Below are 18,357 nucleotides of genomic sequence, written 5' to 3' on the forward strand. Positions count from 1 at the left end.
GCATATCCACGCGGCTGGCATCCGCGATCAGAACAGCCGCCGGCGAGGCCATGGGGGCACGATGACCCGCAGCAGAGGAAGCGCCACGACGACCGCAAGTGCCGTCAGCAGGCTGCTCGCCCACACCGGGCCGAGGTGACCGACATGCGTGCCGAAGCTTGCCGCGGCGATGGCAGGACCGCCTGCCGCGCCGATGTTCAACGCCGCGGTCGCATACGACCCGCCCATCGTCGGGGCGCCAACAGCCTGGTAGAGCACCCTGGCGATCAGCGTGCTGCCCACCCCGAAGGACAGTGCTCCCTGCACGAACACCGACAGCACAAGGGTCGCAGGCTCGGTGGCGAGGGTCGCCATGGCGACCCAGCCGAGCAGCAGCAGCGGACCACCCACACCGATCACCGCTCCCGGATGCCGATCGGACAGCCGCCAGGCGACGGCGACTCCGATGAACGACCCGAAACCGAAGAGCAGCAGCACAATCGGGACCCACAGCTCGCCCATGCCCGCCGTCGAGGTGACGATCGGCGCCACGTAGGTAATGGTGGCGAACGATGCGCCGTTGAACAGGGCACCGACCAGCATGGTCAGAACGAGTACGGGGTTGGTGAGCTGCGCGAACTCCGACCGCAGCGACAGGTGGCGCGGACCCTGTCTCGGGAAGTCGCCGGCCGGATTCGGGACGACCTTCGTGACGCCGACTGCAGCGGGCAGGCACAGCAGCGCTATGGCCCAGAACGGTGCCCGCCAGCCGAGCAGCTCGCCGAGCGCCGCACCGGCGGGGACCCCGGCGATCATCGCGACCGTCGTGCCCGACAACAGCACCGCGACAGCGCGCCCCTTCCGATCGGCCGGTACGAGGGTGGCCGCCACGGTGAGCGCCACGGCCAGGAAAGCGGCGTTGGCCAGCGCAGCGGCGATCCGGGTGACGAGCAGCACGGCGAAACTCGTGGTGAGGGCGCCGACGGCATGTGCACCGGCGAACAGCAGCACGAAGCCGAGCAGACAGGTGCGGGCGGGCCACTGACGTGACAACGCCGCCATCAGCGGCGCACCGACAGCCATCCCCGCCGCGAAAGCGGAGGTGAGAAGTCCCGCGGTGGCGAGCGAGACATCAAGAGCGGCAGCGATGTCCGGCAGCAGGCCGGCGAGCATGAACTCCGACGTGCCCATCGCGAAGACGGCCACGGCAAGCAGATAGAGGGCAAGAGGCATCGAGAACTCCGAGGTGAGTGAAGACGAGTGATGGACGTCTCGTCACCGCGGTCAGCTCCCCGACATGTGGCGCGCGGGCGCACCGCAAGGGCTATGAAATCAGCGGGCCAGGGGGCTGACGGCGTGACCGAAAGCCCCCACCTTGGCTGCCTCTGGGCTCGACATGGCGCGAACCCTACGCAGGCTCACGGTTGTGATGCAATCGGATTAGACGCCGGGAAATGACATGACGTGGCAGTCGCATAGGAGCGGAGGACGACGTGGAGACCTGGGATGCGCTGCGCGCCCGACGCAACGTCAGGAGCTACCGACCGGACCCGGTGCCCGAGGAGGCTCTGCGGCGCATCGCCGAGGCCGGGTGGCGGTCACCGTCGGCGAGGAATCGTCAGCCGTGGGAGTTCGTGGTCGTCCTCGACCCTGCGACGCTGCAGGAGTTGTCGACGGTGTGGCAGGGCGCGGGTCACACATCGCGTCGGCGCCCGCTGCCATCGCGCTCGTCGCGCCGGTGCCGCCGGAGGAACGCCGCAAGACCCTCGACCAGTACGACCTCGGGCAGGCGACGATGGCGATGATGCTCGCGCTTACCGATCTGGGCATCGGCACCGGGCACTCCTCGGTCGGCAATCAGGACAAAGCCCGCGCCATCCTGGGTGTGCCCGATGATCGCATCGTCGCGTATCTGCTCGGTATCGGATATCCCGCCGACCGCCCGCTGGCGCCGATCACCACACCGGATCGCCGCCCGTTCGACGGCGTCGTCCGCTACGGCCGCTGGTGACATGCCGGTAGGCGCTACGCAGGATGCGTTCCGCGACGCGGCGCGCGACGACGGTGTCGAACTCGTCGGCCAGCGCGTCGAATGGCTCAATCAGCGAGGTCACCTCGGGCTTCCGCCAGGCGCGCAGTTCGCCTCGGTGAGGGCGACTCTGGAGAGCATCTACGTCGCCCTCGGCGGCGACCTGGCGACGCTGGCGACCGCCCGCACCACACCACTGCGCGGCGACTTCCTCCACGTCGACTCCGGGACGCTGATCGAGGTCGACGAATCGCAACACTTCACCTCGGCGAGGCTTCGCTCGCTGCAGCTGTATCTGCCTGACGCGCCGCTGGGATTCGACCACGGCCGGTACACGGACCTCTGCGAGACCTGGCGGGACAGGTCGGACAACTTCTACCGGACGAAAGCCGCGCGAGGCTTCGGAATCGGCGGCCGGCAGCGGCAGCGCGCGTACTACGACGCACTTCGCGACCTGGCCACGCCCGCGGCGGGGCATCCAGTGCTCATCCGGATCGACGCGGCGGACCGCGACGGTGCCGACGCTTATCGCCGGCATCGCGACCGGTTGCGCGCGGCGCTCGGGAGGTAACCCTCCCTGTTCGGATGCGGACCTTATCGCGGTCTAGTTCCGCATTCATGGTTGAATTACAGAAATATTGCCGCAGCTGCGGTTCTACATTCGAGCAGTGGGTGACGACGTGCCGACAATGAAGATCAAGGACGCCGCGGTGATCCTCGGCGTCAGCGACGACACCGTCCGCCGCTGGATCGACAGCGGCAGCCTCGCGTCGCACAAGGACGAGACCGGCCGCAAGGTCATCGACGGCAAGGCGTTGGCCGAATTCGCCCGCGAACACGCGACACCGCCACCGGACCCCCTCGGTGTCGGCAGTTCGGCGCGGAATCGGTTTGTCGGGCTCGTCACCAAGGTGACCGCCGACCAGGTGATGTGCGAGGTGCAGATGCAATGCGGACCGTTCACGGTCGTCTCCCTGATGAGCACCGAATCGGCCCGCCAACTCGGCCTCGAACCCGGTGTGCTCGCCGTCGCGGTCGTCAAAGCCACCAACGTGATCGTCGAGACTCCCGCAGGTACGTCATGAGGTCGATCGTCGGCATCACCGCGACGCTGAGCGCTGTAGCACTCGTCGCGGCGTGTTCGTCGTCGCAGACCGACTCGTCCTCCGCAAGCGCAGGCACGCCGATCACCGTGTTCGCCGCGGCATCGTTGACGACGACGTTCACCCAACTCGGCGCCCGGTTCGAACGCGATAATCCCGGGGCCACCGTCTCATTCAACTTCGCCGGCTCATCGGATCTGGCCACCCAGCTGACGCAGGGCGCACCCGCCGATGTCTTCGCCTCCGCCGACGTGAACAACATGACCAAGGCCGTCGACGCCGGCCTGGTGGCCGGTGAGCCGGTCAACTTCGCCACCAACAGCCTGACCATTGTCACGCAGCCCGGGAACCCCACGGGCATAGCGACATTCGCAGACCTCGCCAAGCCCGGAACGCAGGTCGTCGTGTGCGCGCCGCAGGTGCCCTGCGGCTCGGCCACCGAGAAGGTCGAGCGGGCGACGGGCGTCACCCTGACACCGGTGAGCGAGGAGTCCGCCGTGACCGACGTGCTCGGCAAGGTCACCTCCGGCCAGGCAGACGCGGGTCTGGTGTACGTCACCGATGCCGTCGGCGCGCGCGACGACGTCACCGCGATCCCGTTTCCCGAAGCCGGCGACGCACTGAACACCTATCCGATCACCGTCCTCGAAGACTCACCGAATCCGATTGCGGCACAGACGTTCATCGATCTAGTCACCGGTCCGGCCGGGCAGGAAGCCCTGGCGGCAGCGGGCTTCGCCGCGCCGTGACCACCACCCGGCGGACGAATGGCCTGATCCAGGTCGGGCTGCCGGCCTGGGTCTACCTCCCCGCCGCCGGGGGAGCGCTCTTCGTCATCGTGCCGCTGGTGGCGATCCTGCTCGAGATCGACTGGGCGAACTTCATACCGCTCATCACCTCCGAATCCTCGCGTGCGGCACTGCTGTTGAGCCTGCAGACCGCGACGGCGAGCACCGCGGTCTGCGTGCTGCTCGGCATCCCGATGGCGCTCGTCCTGGCTCGTGGCAGCTTCCCGGGACAATCCGTGCTGCGCGCGCTGGTGCTGCTTCCGCTCGTGCTGCCACCCGTGGTGGGCGGCATCGCACTGTTGTACACGTTCGGCAGGCAGGGGCTGCTCGGCCACCAACTCGACCTGCTGGGCATCCGGATCGCCTTCTCCACCTCCGCGGTGGTGCTCGCTCAGTCGTTCGTGTCGCTGCCCTTTCTCGTCGTCAGCCTCGAGGGTGCGCTGCGTTCGGCGGGGACGGGCTACGAACACATCGCCGCCACGCTCGGCGCCCGGCCCACCACGGTGCTGCGGACCGTGACCTTGCCGCTGGTGCTTCCCGGATTGGTGTCGGGCGCAGTGCTCGCCTTCGCGCGCTCGCTGGGCGAATTCGGCGCCACGCTGACGTTCGCCGGCTCACTGCAAGGCGTGACCCGGACCCTGCCACTGGAGATCTACCTCCAGCGCGAAACCGACGCCGATGCCGCCGTCGCGCTGTCGCTGCTGCTCATCGTCGTCGCCGCGGTGATCGTCATCGCCTCGGCGGGCCGCCGCCTGACGGGCCGACTGTGAGCAGCGTGCGCGTCGATGCGCGCCTGACAGGACGCGGCGTTGATCTCGACCTGGATCTCGGCGACGGCGAAGTCCTTGCTGTGCTCGGCCCCAACGGGGTCGGCAAGTCGACCCTGCTGCTGATGATCGCGGGTCTGCTGCGGCCCGACGACGGACGGATCGAACTGGGCGGCACCGTCGTCACCGACACTCAGACAGGCACCTTCGTCCCGGCTCACGCCCGCCACGTCGCGATGCTCACGCAGCGGCCGCTGTTGTTCCCGCATCTGAGCGTCGAGGCCAACGTCGCCTACGGGCCGCGCTGCGCCAGGCAGTCCCGGTCGGCGGCGAGGGCCACCGCCCACCGCTGGCTGGACGCCGTCGGCGCCGCCGATCTCGCCGACCGTAAGCCGGCCCAGCTCTCGGGCGGGCAGGCGCAGCGGATCGCGATCGCCCGCGCGCTTGCCGCCGAACCACGGCTGCTGCTGCTCGACGAACCGCTGGCCGCCCTCGACGTCGCCGCCGCTCCGGCGTTGCGCCGACTGCTGCGTGAGATGCTCCGCGATGCGGGCCGCACGGCGATCATCGTCACCCACGACCTGCTCGACGCGTTGGCCATCGCCGACAGGATCGTCGTCATCGAGAACGGCCGGGTGGTGGAGAGCGGTCCGGCCCGTCGCGTCCTCACCGCGCCCCGCAGCGACTTCGCGGCCAGGATCGCGGGGGTCAATCTCGTCCCGGGAGTCGTGACCGAACCCGGGGTGATCCGCACATCCTGGGGCGCCGACGTCCGCGGGATCGGCGACGTCGAGCCGGGCGCCGGAGCCATCGCGCTGTTCCGTCCCGGTGCGGTCGCCGTCCACCTCGAACCGCCGCACGCCAGCCCGCGCAACGTCATCGCCGTGACGATCGCCGAGGTCGACATCCATGGCACGGCCGTTCGGATCCGGGGGGCCGAACAACCTGACGGGAGCACGGGCCTGGCCGCCGACATCACCGCGGCCGCGGCGGCCGACCTCGACATCGAGCCCGGCAAGACGGTGCATTTCGTGGTCAAAGCTCAAGAAGTGCAACTGCATCCGGCGTTGCCGCGACCCTACTCCTCGCCCAGGTAGGCCTTCAGGCACCGGTCGGCCACGGCGCGCGCCGCCGAAGCATCCGCGCCATTGCCGACGTCCGCGGTGTACCAGTCCTCGCTCGACAGCCGCAGGAACCGGCGGCCGTCCTCGGTGGCCAGCCACTGCTGCCCGAAGGCGGGGTCGATGGACTCACCACTGCTCAGGTGCATCGCCAGACCGAGCAGCATCGAGTCCCAGCCGATCCCGACCGCACCGGGCCCGAACTCCCGCCAATTGTCGTCCTCGGCGGCGATGATGTGCTCGAGCACCACCCGGGCCCGACCGGGGCCCTCGCTGGTGACGCGGACGTCGATCCAGCTGACGTTGTCGCCGTATTCCCAGGTGGCCGTGAAGTTCTCGGGCGGATCGCAGGTGAGGATCTTGCCGCCGGCATGCCCCTCGAACTGGTAGGTGCCGCCGAGGGACAGGTCGCCGGATATCGGCAGGAACCATCGCGGGATGCGTTCGATGTTCGTCACCGCGTCCCACAGGTCTGCCTGGTCGGTGTCGTAGGCCTGGCTGATGGTCAGGATGCGGGCCTCCCCCGCGTCGTGCACCGTGTCGCCGACGGTGCGCCGCACGGCATTGATCTGATGATCGACGTCAATCATGATGTCTTCCCTCGTCGTTGTCGTTTCCCACGTGCGATCTCGGTGGCCAGCGAATCCAGGCGCGGCGCCCAGAATCGCCGGAACGTGTCGAGCCATTCGTCGACGTCGCGCAGCGCGGCGCCGTTCACGGCATAGAGTCGGCGCTGACCCTCCGGCCGCACCATCGTGAAGCCGTTGTCCCGCAGCACTTTCAAGTGCTGCGACACCGCCGGCTGGGTGATGGCGAACTCCTGCCGGATGGCGAGACCGATGGAACCCGCAGGCATCTCACCGTCGGCGAGCAGTTCGAGTATGCGGCGACGCACCGGGTCTCCGAGAACGTCGAACGCATGCACAGTCCCCGAAGATAAAGCTGCCACTTATATAAGTCAAGACTGAACTATTCTCCGCGGAGCGCCTCGCCAAGGGCAGCCATGAGGTGTGCGGTCCGGCTGGCGCCGGCCGGGGCGGACGGATACCGGCACAGAACGTCGATCACCACGGGTGTGGCGCGCGCCCGAGCCCGCTCGATCATCGCGTCGCCCACGGTGGCGTCATCCCCCGCCCGCAGCTCAGCCGCCCGCGCCGCATTCGCGGCGGCGCGCAGGATATGGCCGACCTGGGTCGCCTTGGCGAGTGGATGCAGGTAGGCCGCGGACGCCGCGTCGCCTGCGGCGCGCGCAGCATGACGCGCGGCCTCGTCGGCAGCCTCCCTGGCCGCGCGATGGGCGTCGAGCGAGGCCACTCGCTGCAGGGCCGTTCGCGGAGCGCCGCCGGCGAAGGCCCAGGCGGCCGCGATCGCATCGCGGGGCCTTCGGTCGTGCGGATCGCCGTCTTGGAAGATTGCCAGGACCTCCTGCGCGCTCTCGGCCGCGTAGCGGGCCACCGCCCGCAGTTCGTCCAGGGTCAACGCGAAATCACCCGGTCCGTTCGGCACGCATGCCATTCTCACGCGCCGAGCGTCGGCGAGTCGGCACCGTCAGGAGCCCGGGCCGCATCCAACCCCCGGAATGATTTTCGCGCCGATTTCGTTATCAGAGTTTGTCCCAGTTGTCACACGGGTAACTCCAGTAACAGCGGGCGGGACTTCTGCACCGCTGTCAACGGCGAGAAAGAGTCGAATGGATCATCGGGATGAACACAATTCTCTACTTCAGCACCCGCGGCACCGTCTATGAGACCCGGGCCTACACCAGGGCCGATGTCGAGCGTCTCGTCCACGACCAGGGCCTGCACAGCCTGACCAGTGCCGATCGGCAGTTCGACTTCTGGTTCAGTCCGTCGGCGAGCCGGTGCCAGCGCCGCGTCAATCGGGCGGCCACCGAACTGTTCCTGGCCACCACCGATTTCACGGCCAAGACCGTCCCCCTGTTGCGGGGTTCCGTCGTAGTGGCCACGCACGACGCAGACGGTGACCTCGACGGTCTCAGCTGGGAGCAACTCGATCTCCTGGTGGACCGCAACCGCGCCGTGACCAAGCGCGACGCCCGCGTGCTCGGCCGGCGGATACAGCGCGACCTGCGTCTCGAGCGGCGACCCATCGAGGCGCCGCAGGTCACAGGCGTCAGCTGCGCGAGACCGCGCACTCTCGTGAAGCGCTGACGACCTCTCGTCGCGCCATCGCGGGCGCAGTGGAAAAGTAGCCGCGATGAGTTCCGACAAGCCCGCCCTGGTGCTGCTGCACGGCGTCACGATGTCCGCCGCGGCCTGGCGGGACGTGACACCGCTGCTCGACGCGGACTTCGAGATCCACGCGCCCACCGCCGCCGGACACCGCGGCGGACCCGCGGCACGCTCTCGTCCCGCCACCATCGCCGACACCGTCGATGCGGCGGAACGCTACCTCGACGAGCGCGGACTCGACCGGCCGCACGTCGCCGGCAACTCGATGGGCGGCTGGATGGCCGTCGAACTCGCGCGCAGAGGACGGGCGGCGAGTGTGTGCGCCCTCTCGCCGGCGGGCTTCTGGACCGTGGGTCAGCGCTCGCACTCCGCGTCGACCGCACGCGTCCGGCGGACCGTCACGATGAGCCGGTTACCGCGGCCACTGTCGTCGGTCGCCTTGCGATCGGGTCTCGCGCGGCGGCTTGCCTTCCGCGACATCGTGTCTCGCGCAGATCGGCTCTCCCACGGGCAGGCCGTCGCCGCGATCGACGACGTGCTGGGCTGCGCGGTCGCGGCCGACCTGCTCGGCACCCCGGAAGCCGTCGCGTCCCTCGACCCGCTGCCGTGCCCGGTCACGCTGGCATGGGGCGAACGCGACAGAGTGTTCCCTGTCGACGTCAACGGCGTCATCGCGCGAGAACGCCTGCCGCAGGCGACGTTCGTGGTGCTGGCGGGCGTGGGGCATGTGCCGATGATCGACGACCCCGCCCTGGTCGCTCAGACGATTCGCGCGAGCATCGGTTGACCGCTTGACAGTGCGACGCAGCGTGACCCCGGAGACGCTGGGGGCCTGGGTGATCAAGTGCAACCCGCACAGGACTCCCGTGGAACCCATGCGCGCAGCGGGCCGGGCGAAGCCGGTCTGGTGCGTGGCCGACAACTACCGGTCGGCACTCATCCGGCCTGGTCACCGCGTGCTGTTCTGGGTGTCGGCGCACGCCCGGCGAGGGATCTGGGGGGCCGGCCGGATCGTCGGCGAGGTTTCCGACGAAGACGGGCAATTGCATGTGCCGGTGGACATTCCGCTGTTCACCGCGCCGCTCACCGCCGACGAACTCTCCGCGGTGCCCGGTCTGCGCTCGATGGAGGTGTTCCGCTCGCCGCAGCAGGCCAACCCGTCCTGGGTGAGCCTGGCGGAGATGGCGCTGCTCGAACCCCTGCTGCACAACCGGTGACGCAAGGCTCAGACCATGTGGAGGCTCAGCGATTGCGGCTGCTGGTGGGTTCACTGCACTTCCTTCGCGCCGGCATCGGCCTGCCGCCGCAACAGCAGCATGGAGGTGACGCTGATGACGGCGAGCGCGTCGATGTAGCCGGCCACCGACCAACTGGTGTGGGTGGCCGCGAGCAGCGATGCCGTCACCAAGGGAGCGAGGCCACCGCCGAAGACGGTGCCCACCTGATAACCCAGTGATGCCCCGGAGTAACGCACTTCGGTCGGGAACAGCTCCGAGTAGAGCGCCACCTGCGGGCCGAACATCATCGAGTGCCCGACGAAACACACGACGAGCGCGAGCAGCATCAGCCACAGGTTGGCCGTGTCGATCAGGGCGAACATCGGCCACGCCCAGACTGCCACTCCGAGCGCTCCGAGCAGGAACAGGCGCGGCCGGCCGTACCGGTCGCTGAGGTGGGCGAAGTACGGGATGCAGAACAACGGACAGACGCAGGCGGCCAGAATGACGCCGAGTACTGCGTCCCTGCGGAGTTCGAGAGCCTGAACGCCGTAGTTCAGCATGCCCGAGACGATGACGAACACGACCGCGTTCGGCAGGACGAACGCCCCGCCGGCGAGCAGGATCGTCCGCCAGTGCTCCCTGACGACGCGGACGATCGGCGCGGACTGCGTGGCGACGGCCGGGCGCACGGAACGCTCGGCCTCGAGACGGCGGAACATCGGAGTGTCCTCGATGGTGCGGTGGATGTAGAGGCCGATCCCCACCATGACGATGCCGCTCAGGAAGGGAATGCGCCATCCCCACGACAGCATCTGCTGGTCCGAGAACGCCAGCGACAGAACGAAGTAGCTCGACAGTCCGCCGATGAGGCCCAGTTGCGCCCCGAGCTGCACGAAGCTGCCGAAGAACCCCCGACGTGCGGCAGGAGAACCTTCCGTCAGCAACAGCGACGCGCCGCCCCACTGACCGCCGAGTGCGAAGCCCTGCAGAATCCGCATCGCGACCAGGACCGCAGGCGCCGCCCAACCGATCGCGGCCGCGGTGGGTAGCAGGCCGATCACGAACGTGCTCACGCCCATCAGCAGGTTCGACGCGACGAGGACGGGTTTGCGGCCGTACCGGTCGCCGAAGTGACCGGCGACCGCGCCGCCGAGCGGGCGGGCCACGAACCCGACGGCGAAGGTGCCGAAGGCGGCGAGAGTGGCTGCAGTGCCACTCAATTGCGAGAAGAACAGCGGGCCGAGGAAGATCGCCGAGGCGGTCGCGAAGACGAAGAAGTCGAAGTACTCGACGGCCTGGGCGAGCACGGCGACGGTGATCACCCGTCGCGGCGGCCCGGCGCTTTCCGTGCGCGCACCGCGAGCCGGGTCGGGATCTGCCTGCGCTGTGTCTGTCATCGTCGCCGCGGCTACGTGTCCACTGGTGTCGGCTCGGGCTTCTTGCGGATCGCGACGATGCCGCCGCCGATCACGAGAACCATGCCAAGGACGACGAACAAGGTCGGCGCCCGGTCCCAGAGCACCCAGTCGATCAGGGCGGTGAACACGATGACCGTGTAGATGAAGGGGCCCACCTTGACCGCCGACGCGTAGCGGTAGGCAAGGACGATGAACACCTGGCCCACGAGCAGGGTCAGCCCGATACCGACCAGGTAGATCGACGCCTCCGCCCCGAACGGTTCCCAGTCGAGCAGCGCGAACGGTGCGACCAGGACGGTGGAGAACAGGAAGTAGTAGAACAGGATCCTGGGCGCCGGCTCGGTCGTCCCCAGCCACCCCACGGACATCAGCGCCACCGCGAGGAAGAACGCACCCGCCAGCGCGTAGACGACGCCGACGTTGAAATCCTGGTGATGGGGTTGCAATACGAACACCACGCCGACGAAGCCGATCGCGGCGCCGACCCATGTCGCCCGCGAAACACGTTGGCGCCGAACCGCCCAGGCGATCACCGGCATCCACAACGGCGCACTGAACGTGAGCAGGATCGCGTTCGTCAGCGGCATCAGCGTGATGGCGACGAAGAGCGCATACCAGGCAGCCGTTCCGGTCACCGCACGCAGCACGTGAAGGCCGATCTTGCCGGTGCGCAGCGAGGCCCAACCGCGACGGAGGGTGACCGGGATGATGAACAGAAGACAGATCAGGTTCTGGAACAGCAGGATGACGGCGGTCGAGGTGAGGTCTTCGGTGGCTCTCACCAGGGCACTCATCACCGCGGTGCAGAAGAACGACAGTGAGCTCAGCGCGGCCCCGAATGCCAGGTTCTCCGGCATTGATCCTGCGCCGGTGCCAGGCATCTGGGCCGGCGTCATGCGATCATCACGCCGACGAGGTGGCCGATACCGAAGGTGATGACCATCGCGAGCGCGCCGCCCACGGTCACGCGCAGGATCGGGCGCAACGGTTTCGCGCCGCCGAGCCGGGCGGCCAGCCAGCCGGTGACCGCCAGTGCGAGCAGCACCACGACGGCGGTGACCGGTATCCGGGCGGTCGGCGGCGGAATGAGGATCGCGAGGAACGGCAGCAGGGCGCCGACGGTGAACGACGCCGCGGATGAGAACGCCGCCAGCCACGGATTCGTCAGGTTCTCCGGATCGATGCGCAATTCGACCTCCGCGTGCGCGGCGAGCGGGTCGAAGGCGGTCAGTTCGGCGGCGGCCTGACGCGCCGTCTGCGGCGACAGCCCCCGTGCCTCGTACAGCCCGACGAGTTCGTCCAGCTCGGCGTCCGGCTGCAGTTGCAGTTCCTGCTCTTCCCGGTCGAGCACCGCCCGTTCGGTGTCGCGGGCAGTGCTGACGGACACGTACTCGCCGACCGCCATCGACAGCGCGCCGGCCACCAACCCGGCAAGGCCGGCGGTGAACAGTGGTCCGCGGTCGGCGGAGGCCGCGGCGACCCCGACGACGATTCCCGCTGTCGAGACGATTCCGTCGTTGGCTCCCAGAACCGCGGCGCGTAGCCAGTTGAGCCTGCCGGCGACCGATCCGTGGTGCGGCTTCGCTGTGCCCGGCGTGGGGGCGCTTCCCGCACCGTCACCTGTCATAGGTTGAGGCTAATCCCGCCGCTGACGCTGACGACGATTTCCCGCAAAGCAACTTCACGCTTCGACAGGGAGGTTTAACCTCCGAGCTAACCCAAGGATCACATGTCGCGGATATTCCTCAGCCATTCCAGTCTCGATGCGCGAGAGGCGTTGGCCCTGAAGCGCTGGATGGTGGGCCAGGAGCCTGCGCTGGCGACCGAGATCTTCCTCGACATCGACCCAGAGGTGGGGCTGCGGCCTGGAGAGCGATGGAAGGACCGGCTGCAGCAGGCCAGCGCCCGATGTGAGGCCGTGGTCTGCCTGCTGTCCGCAAATTGGGAAGCGTCCCATGAGTGCAAGACCGAGTACCGCGTTGCGGAGAATCTGAACAAGCAGATCCTGTGTGCTCGAATCGAGCCTTCGGCCGGTGACGATCTCACCTCGGAGTGGCAGCGGTGCGACCTCTTCGGCGAGAGTGACATGACCTCCATTGACATCGGCAGCGGACCGCCGGTGTTGTTCGCCACCAAGGGGCTTTACCGGTTACGTGACGCGATCCGCGGGACCGGCACAAGCGCGAATTCCTTCGTCTGGCCTCCACCGGAGGACGTGAACCGGGCCCCGTATCGCGGTTGGGAGCCGTTCGAACAAGTCGACGCGGCGGTGTTCTTCGGCCGCGATGCGCCAATCGTGAGGGGGCTCGACGAACTCCGCGGCATGAGACTGGCAGAAACGAAGTCGCTATTCGTGATTCTGGGGCCGTCCGGAGCGGGCAAGTCCTCGTTCCTCCGCGCGGGTCTGCTGCCCCGCCTGGCACGCGAGGACCGGCGTTTCACACTCCTGGGCACCGTGCGGCCCGGCCGCAACGCGCTCACCGGGGCCACCGGACTGGCAGCGGCCATCTGGAACGCCCGGGACAGGATGGGCATGTCGACACCCAGCCTCGGCGACATCAAGACCGCCTGCACCGACGACATCGAGCGCCTGCGCGAATTACTGCTCGACATCCAGCGGGCGGCGGCCGACCGGTTGCCCGATCCGGTTCGCGGCGATGAGAAACCCGCCCCTCCGACTTTGATCCTCCCCTTGGATCAAGCCGAGGAATTGTTCTCCGCGGACGCCGGAGCGCAGGGTGGCGAGCTGCTGTCGCTGCTCAGACGGCTGACGGCACGCACCGACGCTCGGCCTCTGAACCTGGTCGTGGTGGCGACCATCCGGACCGACCGGTTCGAGATCATGCAGACCCATCCTGAATTGGCCGGTCTCGAGTCGAGAGTTTTCGACGACCTGAAGCCGATGCCGCCCACCCAGTTCAAGGAAGTGATCACCGGCCCCGCTGCGCGCGCCACCGAAGGGGGGCGTCGCCTCGCGATCTCGCCAGCCCTGGTGGAGATGCTGCTCGTCGACGCCGCCGAGGGCGCCGACACACTGCCGATGCTGTCGTTGACGCTGGCGCGCCTGTACTCCGACTACGGCTCGACCGGTGAGCTGACGGTCGAGCAGTACGAGGCGATGGGTGGGATGCGCCGCGTCGTCCAGACCGAGATCGACGAGGTCCTCAGCACCGATACCGAAGAACGGAGCAGACAACTCGGTTGTCTGCGATCTGCTTTCATCCCCTGGCTGGCCACGGTGAACCCCAAGAACGACCAGCCCCTTCGGCGGATGGCCCGCTACGACGACCTACCGGAGGCGAGCAGACCACTGATCGACCGGCTGGTCGCCAAACGACTGTTGGTCAAGGACCGGCGCGATGACCACGTGGTGGTCGAGGTCGCGCTGGAAAGCCTTCTGCGACAGTGGGACGAGCTGGCGAAGTGGCTTCGCGAGCAGCGGCACGAACTGCAGGTCGCCGATGACGTCGAGCGTGCCGACACAGCGTGGAAGACCAACAATAGAGATGCGGCATGGCTCCTCTCCGGAACCCGTCTCACGGATGCCGAAACCGTGGTGAGCTCTCCCACATTCATCCAACGCATGCAGCCGGTTCGCGAATACCTCGACGCCTCTCGGCAGAGCGAGAACGAACGGGTGGCCGCGGAGGAAGAACGCCGGCACGCCGAATTACGTCATGCGCAGGAACGGCAAGCGGAGGCCGAGGCGCACACGATCGATCTCCGCAAGCGATCGCGCATCCTGCGTGCCGTTCTCGCCATGACCGCGGTGGTCGCCGTTGTTGCCGTCGTCGGACTCGTCTATGCCACCAGCGCTCGCCATCAGGCACAAGACCGGTTCCGCCAGGCGACGAGCGTGCGGCTGGCCTCCGATGCCGACAGCATGCTGAACGGCAGCAGACCGGGCAGTGATGCACGGGCCCTGCTGGAGCTACTTGCCGCGAACGCCCTGTCTCCGAACACGTTCGACCAGAACATGTACTCCGTCGGTGTCGACACGTTCGACACGCTCAAGCTGATCGACCCGGCAATGGGCGTCTTCGGAGCCATCTTCAGCCCTGACGGCCGCCGCTTCGTCGCAGGCGGGGACAACGGGACATTGCGCTTGTACGACGCTCAAACCGGCCTTCAGCTGGGCCCGGACCTTGTCGGACACACCAAGTGGATCGACGGCGCCACCTTCAGTCCCGACGGTCACACCATCGCCTCCGTCAGCGACGATCTCACCGTACGGCTGTGGAACGCCGACACCGGGCAACCCATCGGCCAGCCGATGACAGGCCATCAGGACCAGGTGTGGGCGGTGTCGTTCAGCCCGGACGGGCAGATGCTCGCGTCCGGCAGCATAGACCGCACCGTGCGGCTGTGGAATACCAATAACGGCATGCCCATCGGCCAACCGCTGAGACACCCGGACAGGGTCATCAGCGTGGAGTTCAGTCCCGACGGCCGGCGCATCGTCACCGGGAATGCCGACGGAACGCTGAGGTTGTGGGACGTCAGGACCGGGAGTCAGGCCGGGCCTTCGCTGACCGGTCATGCCGGCGAAGTGATCGATGTGGCGTTCAGCCCGGACGGCCGCCGCATCGCCTCCGCGGGCGGCGACGGGGATGTGCGGTTGTGGGACGCCGGAACCGGGCGGCCGACCGGCGAACCCCTTGCCGCCCGCGGGAGCCGGGTGCTCAGCGTGGCGTTCAGCCCCGACGGGCACCGGCTCGCCTCCGGCAGTGGGGACGGTGCGGTGCGGCTGTGGGACGCCGACACTCGCCGAATGCTGGGTGCGCCCATGCTGGGGCAGAAGGGTGGAGTGTGGACGCTGTCGTTCAGTCCCGACGGAACGCGCCTCCTCTCGGGATCGCAGGACGGGACGATCCGATTGTGGGATGTCGGCATACGTCGGCCCTTGTTCGGTCACATCGGAGGCGTATCCAGCGTGGCGGTGAGTCCCGACGGTGAACGCATCGCGTCGGCCGGCGACGACGGCACGGTGCGCCTGTGGGACGCGGCCAACGGCCGCCCGATCGGCAAGCCGCTCGTCGTCAGTGACAAGCCGCTGTCCAGCGTCGCATTCGGCCCGGACGGACGGCGCCTGGCAATCGCCGGCGCCGACGGCTTCGTCCGGATGTGGGACGCAGACACCGGCATGGCTGTCGGTGTGCCGATCGACCCCGGGCAGGGGCCACTGACGAGCGTGGCGTTCAGTCCCGACGGACGCCGTCTGGCCATCGGCGGTGGCGACACGTCGGTCGGCATAGAAAGCGACCGCGATGGCACCGTCCAGCTGTGGGATGTCAAGACGTTCCGTCCCGTCGGCGAGCCGCACAGACACGGCGAACGAGTGAACAGTGTCGCGTTCAGTCCTGACGGTAACCGCATCGTCTCCGGCGGTGACGAGGGTGACAACACCGGGTCCGTGCGGCTGTGGGACGCCAACACAAGGCAATTGATCGCGGCCACCACGATCGGCGAGGCGCGGCGGATCGTGTGGGCGGTGACCTTCAGCCCCGACGGGCGTCACGTCGCGGCAGCCGGTGTCGACGGATTCATCGAGGTGCTGGATGCCGACGGGCTCGACGTCGCCGGTCAGCCGATGGAAGGCCACGAGGACAGGGGCGTTTCTCTGGCGTACAGCCCGGACGGCCGCACGCTCGCTTCCGCCAGTCGCGACGAAACCGTCCGGTTGTGGAACGTCGAATCCGGCCAGCAGGTGGGTGATGCGTTGACCGCGCACACCGACAACGTGAACAGCGTGGTGTTCAGTCCTGACGGCCAGCGCATCATCTCGGGCAGCGCAGACGGTACGGTACGAGTCTGGCCGGCCGTTGCCGGCGCAAAAGAGTTGTGCGACAAATTGTCCGGGAACATGAGCCACAAGCAGTGGAACGAGTGGGTTTCGCCCGACCTGGATTACATCAAGGTCTGCCCGGATCTGCCGATCCCCACCGACTAGCGAGGCCCTGTTATCCGATCGTCGTTGACGAGCGTGGGCTGTCCCAGACGGCGTGGGCCGTCGGCGGACCGGACGGCCTTGAGGTCGACCAGCGCGAGTGCCTCAGGAATCTGACGCACCGCGTCCCGATCAAGATCGGCGATGTCGTCCGGCAGTTCGTCGAACGGGACCAGATACGGCGTGGTCTTCCGCTCGACGTCTTTGGGACCTGGCCGCCAGCCCGCCTCCAGGCGTTCGGTGACCCAGCGTTTGTGCTCCGCGACGGCAAGCATCTCGAACTCCGCCTCGGTGAACTCGAAAGCCGGTGCGCCGATGTCATGCAGCGGCGCGATGCTGCATCCGATGCTGCGCAACTTGACCGGCATGTCGCGGGCTTGGGCCCGGTTGGACTCCCTGCGCGACTCGTCGAGCTCCGACCAGGGCGGCGCGTCCTTCCCGACGGCGAGCTGCCCGGCGCGCCAGCGGTCGTGGATGGCGATGGCAACCCGCTCGAACGACCCGCCCGCGACGAATTCGGCCGTGCACGTTCGCTCGAGGGCGGGGAACACATTGACGTGGGTCAGCTCGCCGCTGGCGGTGGCGTCGGTGATCAATCGGGCCACTCCGTCCGTGCGTGACAACACGACGACCATCGGAACCGCCGGGCCGACGTCGTGGCGCAGCCTCAGCATGGCCTCGATAGCGTCCTCGTCGCGGTACGCACTCACGTAGGCACGCGTGACAGGGGGCGCTCCCGCCTCGGCATGCATCGCGTCGAGTCGGTCCAGATCACGCACCGACATCGACGACTCGATGAACCGGCACGTCGATTCGAGTGCGGGATACCGGTCGAGAAGCCCCTGGATGCGGTCCCGGGCCTGATCGTCGACCACCGTGACCCACAGCGGCGTGTCGTCCTTCCGGTCCGAATACCAGCTCCACGCCGCGTGTTTCACCAGCCACGTGCCCACCGCGTCGAGGCGGCTGACCAGGATGTGCGGCCGGTCGCAGTCCCCCACCGCGATCGGGAACTCGTCGAGGCACAACTGCGCGCTGATCTCCTCGAGGTTGAAGAAGTCGAGCGATGACGGCGAACCCGCCGACAAGTTCGCCTCTTGTACCCGCAGCAACCGGCACAGTTCGGGATTGTCGATCCGCGCCAGGCATCGCAGCGGACCGCGTCGTCGACCGGTGACGAGTCGCCGCGCGACAGCGACGATCTCGGTGTTCACCGAGTCGTCCGGGCAGACCGCGAGAAGGCGGTCCGCGCGTTCCACACCAGCCTCGCGCAAGGTGGCTTCCAGTCGCGCGTCGCCCACGATGACAGGACTGCGCCAGCTCCGGGACACCTGTAGCTGCGGATTCGCCGGGTCCAGCTCGACGACGACGACCCGGTAGCCGGCCCGCCGAAGGCGGTCCACGAACAGGGTGCCGACATAGCCCAGTCCGCAGACGATGACGTGTCCCCGCATCAGCGGGATGCGGAGTTGTTGCATTCTGTCGCGAAACAGCAGGGCCAGCCCGCTCAGCGCGGCGTACCCGGACACGACCGGCGCAAGGATCCGGGCGATCTCGAGCGTTACCGGTAACGCCGTCGCGCCGGGCGATCCCCCGAGGAAGAGCTTGAAGGTGTTGTAGGCGATGTCGGTTGCCACCGGGGGATGCTTGGCCGATCCCTCGACGTACAGTTCGGTGAGGTGGTCCGAGTAGCCCACCCAGCCGAGCACGAATGCCACGAGCGCGGCGAATCCGAGCCACGCCCAACGGAAGTCGGCGAAGACGCGTCTGACAGACCGTGGGCGGACCATGCA

At 68.1% G+C, this 18,357-nt stretch carries 17 protein-coding genes and 1 pseudogene; 10 read left to right on the forward strand and 8 right to left on the reverse strand.

The genetic code is table 11. The annotated features are described in order from the left end of the window. Nucleotides 1–27 precede the first annotated feature (27 nt). Nucleotides 28–1,212, reverse strand: coding sequence for a Cmx/CmrA family chloramphenicol efflux MFS transporter (locus tag H7I41_RS27775; protein WP_264015868.1), 1,185 nt, complete (start codon nucleotides 1,210–1,212; stop codon nucleotides 28–30). A gap of 260 nt (nucleotides 1,213–1,472) precedes the next feature. On the opposite strand from H7I41_RS27775, the pseudogene H7I41_RS27780 reads away from it, so the two are divergent. The 6 genes and pseudogenes from H7I41_RS27780 (at nucleotide 1,473) to H7I41_RS27805 (ending at nucleotide 5,763) form a co-directional block, all read left to right on the forward strand. After that, nucleotides 1,473–1,990 (forward strand): annotated as a pseudogene (locus H7I41_RS27780) (nitroreductase family protein). A 1-nt stretch (nucleotide 1,991) separates the two neighbouring features. Further along, on the forward strand, nucleotides 1,992–2,579 hold the full coding sequence (locus tag H7I41_RS27785; RefSeq protein WP_264015869.1) for a DUF7255 family protein: 588 nt from the start codon (nucleotides 1,992–1,994) through the stop codon (nucleotides 2,577–2,579). Between the two features lie 118 nt (nucleotides 2,580–2,697). Then, complete coding sequence (locus H7I41_RS27790; protein ID WP_276009793.1) at nucleotides 2,698–3,093, forward strand: TOBE domain-containing protein; 396 nt, start codon at nucleotides 2,698–2,700, stop codon at nucleotides 3,091–3,093. Then, on the forward strand, nucleotides 3,090–3,860 hold the full coding sequence (gene modA / locus H7I41_RS27795; protein ID WP_264015870.1) for a molybdate ABC transporter substrate-binding protein: 771 nt from the start codon (nucleotides 3,090–3,092) through the stop codon (nucleotides 3,858–3,860). Before H7I41_RS27790 ends, modA begins: the two co-directional genes overlap by 4 nt. After that, nucleotides 3,857–4,669 carry an ABC transporter permease gene (locus H7I41_RS27800; RefSeq protein ID WP_264015871.1) on the forward strand — a complete coding sequence of 271 codons (813 nt, stop codon included), beginning with the start codon at nucleotides 3,857–3,859 and terminating at the stop codon, nucleotides 4,667–4,669. The genes modA and H7I41_RS27800 overlap by 4 nt, the downstream gene beginning before the upstream one ends. Further along, nucleotides 4,666–5,763 carry a sulfate/molybdate ABC transporter ATP-binding protein gene (locus H7I41_RS27805; protein ID WP_264015872.1) on the forward strand — a complete coding sequence of 366 codons (1,098 nt, stop codon included), beginning with the start codon at nucleotides 4,666–4,668 and terminating at the stop codon, nucleotides 5,761–5,763. The genes H7I41_RS27800 and H7I41_RS27805 overlap by 4 nt, the downstream gene beginning before the upstream one ends. On the opposite strand, the gene H7I41_RS27810 is transcribed toward H7I41_RS27805, so the two are convergent. Genes H7I41_RS27810 through H7I41_RS27820 form a run of 3 tightly spaced genes read right to left on the reverse strand, consistent with a single transcriptional unit; the run spans nucleotide 5,745 to nucleotide 7,302 of the window. Next, on the reverse strand, nucleotides 5,745–6,377 hold the full coding sequence (locus H7I41_RS27810; RefSeq protein ID WP_264015873.1) for an SRPBCC family protein: 633 nt from the start codon (nucleotides 6,375–6,377) through the stop codon (nucleotides 5,745–5,747). The two genes, H7I41_RS27805 and H7I41_RS27810, sit on opposite strands and share 19 nt — an antisense overlap. Beyond that, nucleotides 6,374–6,712: an ArsR/SmtB family transcription factor gene (locus tag H7I41_RS27815; RefSeq protein WP_264015874.1), complete on the reverse strand. Its 339-nt coding sequence runs from the start codon at nucleotides 6,710–6,712 to the stop codon at nucleotides 6,374–6,376. Before H7I41_RS27815 ends, H7I41_RS27810 begins: the two co-directional genes overlap by 4 nt. 44 nt (nucleotides 6,713–6,756) lie before the next feature. After that, nucleotides 6,757–7,302, reverse strand: a complete 546-nt coding sequence (locus tag H7I41_RS27820; RefSeq protein ID WP_372503814.1) for a putative immunity protein — start codon at nucleotides 7,300–7,302, stop codon at nucleotides 6,757–6,759. A gap of 188 nt (nucleotides 7,303–7,490) precedes the next feature. Between H7I41_RS27820 and H7I41_RS27825 the strand changes: the two genes are divergently transcribed. The 3 genes from H7I41_RS27825 to H7I41_RS27835 all read left to right on the forward strand — a co-directional run bounded on the left by H7I41_RS27825 (nucleotide 7,491) and on the right by H7I41_RS27835 (nucleotide 9,196). Next, entirely contained in the window at nucleotides 7,491–7,958 is a 468-nt protein-coding gene (locus H7I41_RS27825) for a hypothetical protein (protein ID WP_264015876.1), read from the forward strand. A gap of 46 nt (nucleotides 7,959–8,004) precedes the next feature. Further along, on the forward strand, nucleotides 8,005–8,766 hold the full coding sequence (locus tag H7I41_RS27830) for an alpha/beta fold hydrolase (RefSeq protein WP_264015877.1): 762 nt from the start codon (nucleotides 8,005–8,007) through the stop codon (nucleotides 8,764–8,766). An 88-nt stretch (nucleotides 8,767–8,854) separates the two neighbouring features. Further along, nucleotides 8,855–9,196: an EVE domain-containing protein gene (locus H7I41_RS27835; protein WP_308214662.1), complete on the forward strand. Its 342-nt coding sequence runs from the start codon at nucleotides 8,855–8,857 to the stop codon at nucleotides 9,194–9,196. Nucleotides 9,197–9,246: 50 nt separating this feature from the next. Here H7I41_RS27835 and H7I41_RS27840 read toward each other — a convergent pair whose 3' ends face one another. Genes H7I41_RS27840 through H7I41_RS27850 form a run of 3 tightly spaced genes read right to left on the reverse strand, consistent with a single transcriptional unit; the run spans nucleotide 9,247 to nucleotide 12,244 of the window. Beyond that, complete coding sequence (locus tag H7I41_RS27840) at nucleotides 9,247–10,596, reverse strand: MFS transporter (protein WP_264015878.1); 1,350 nt, start codon at nucleotides 10,594–10,596, stop codon at nucleotides 9,247–9,249. A gap of 11 nt (nucleotides 10,597–10,607) precedes the next feature. Then, the gene (locus tag H7I41_RS27845; protein ID WP_264015879.1) at nucleotides 10,608–11,513 is read right to left on the reverse strand and encodes a DMT family transporter; all 906 of its coding nucleotides are present in this window, start codon (nucleotides 11,511–11,513) and stop codon (nucleotides 10,608–10,610) included. After that, nucleotides 11,510–12,244: a VIT1/CCC1 transporter family protein gene (locus H7I41_RS27850; protein WP_264015880.1), complete on the reverse strand. Its 735-nt coding sequence runs from the start codon at nucleotides 12,242–12,244 to the stop codon at nucleotides 11,510–11,512. The genes H7I41_RS27845 and H7I41_RS27850 overlap by 4 nt, the downstream gene beginning before the upstream one ends. A 102-nt stretch (nucleotides 12,245–12,346) precedes the next feature. Between H7I41_RS27850 and H7I41_RS27855 the strand changes: the two genes are divergently transcribed. Beyond that, entirely contained in the window at nucleotides 12,347–16,567 is a 4,221-nt protein-coding gene (locus H7I41_RS27855; RefSeq protein WP_264015881.1) for an nSTAND1 domain-containing NTPase, read from the forward strand. On the opposite strand, the gene H7I41_RS27860 is transcribed toward H7I41_RS27855, so the two are convergent. Continuing rightward, nucleotides 16,564–18,354 (reverse strand): potassium channel family protein, encoded by a 1,791-nt coding sequence (locus H7I41_RS27860; protein WP_264015882.1) that lies wholly within the window; start codon nucleotides 18,352–18,354, stop codon nucleotides 16,564–16,566. The genes H7I41_RS27855 and H7I41_RS27860 overlap by 4 nt on opposite strands. Nucleotides 18,355–18,357 lie beyond the last annotated feature (3 nt).

This window comes from [Mycobacterium] manitobense (genome assembly GCF_025821665.1).
GTDB lineage: Bacteria > Actinomycetota > Actinomycetes > Mycobacteriales > Mycobacteriaceae > Mycobacterium > Mycobacterium arseniciresistens.

What these genes read in the sequence shown, in the direction of transcription:
- H7I41_RS27775 (WP_264015868.1), bottom strand. Translation starts at nt 1,212, where the DNA reads ATGCCTCTTGCCCTCTATCTGCTTGCCGTGGCCGTCTTCGCGATGGGC.
- H7I41_RS27785 (WP_264015869.1), top strand. Translation starts at nt 1,992, where the DNA reads ATGCCGGTAGGCGCTACGCAGGATGCGTTCCGCGACGCGGCGCGCGAC.
- H7I41_RS27790 (WP_276009793.1), top strand. Translation starts at nt 2,698, where the DNA reads ATGAAGATCAAGGACGCCGCGGTGATCCTCGGCGTCAGCGACGACACC.
- modA (WP_264015870.1), top strand. Translation starts at nt 3,090, where the DNA reads ATGAGGTCGATCGTCGGCATCACCGCGACGCTGAGCGCTGTAGCACTC.
- H7I41_RS27810 (WP_264015873.1), bottom strand. Translation starts at nt 6,377, where the DNA reads ATGATTGACGTCGATCATCAGATCAATGCCGTGCGGCGCACCGTCGGC.
- H7I41_RS27820 (WP_372503814.1), bottom strand. Translation starts at nt 7,302, where the DNA reads ATGGCATGCGTGCCGAACGGACCGGGTGATTTCGCGTTGACCCTGGAC.
- H7I41_RS27825 (WP_264015876.1), top strand. Translation starts at nt 7,491, where the DNA reads ATGAACACAATTCTCTACTTCAGCACCCGCGGCACCGTCTATGAGACC.
- H7I41_RS27830 (WP_264015877.1), top strand. Translation starts at nt 8,005, where the DNA reads ATGAGTTCCGACAAGCCCGCCCTGGTGCTGCTGCACGGCGTCACGATG.
- H7I41_RS27835 (WP_308214662.1), top strand. Translation starts at nt 8,855, where the DNA reads ATGCGCGCAGCGGGCCGGGCGAAGCCGGTCTGGTGCGTGGCCGACAAC.
- H7I41_RS27840 (WP_264015878.1), bottom strand. Translation starts at nt 10,596, where the DNA reads ATGACAGACACAGCGCAGGCAGATCCCGACCCGGCTCGCGGTGCGCGC.
- H7I41_RS27845 (WP_264015879.1), bottom strand. Translation starts at nt 11,513, where the DNA reads ATGACGCCGGCCCAGATGCCTGGCACCGGCGCAGGATCAATGCCGGAG.
- H7I41_RS27850 (WP_264015880.1), bottom strand. Translation starts at nt 12,244, where the DNA reads ATGACAGGTGACGGTGCGGGAAGCGCCCCCACGCCGGGCACAGCGAAG.
- H7I41_RS27855 (WP_264015881.1), top strand. Translation starts at nt 12,347, where the DNA reads ATGTCGCGGATATTCCTCAGCCATTCCAGTCTCGATGCGCGAGAGGCG.
- H7I41_RS27860 (WP_264015882.1), bottom strand. Translation starts at nt 18,354, where the DNA reads ATGGTCCGCCCACGGTCTGTCAGACGCGTCTTCGCCGACTTCCGTTGG.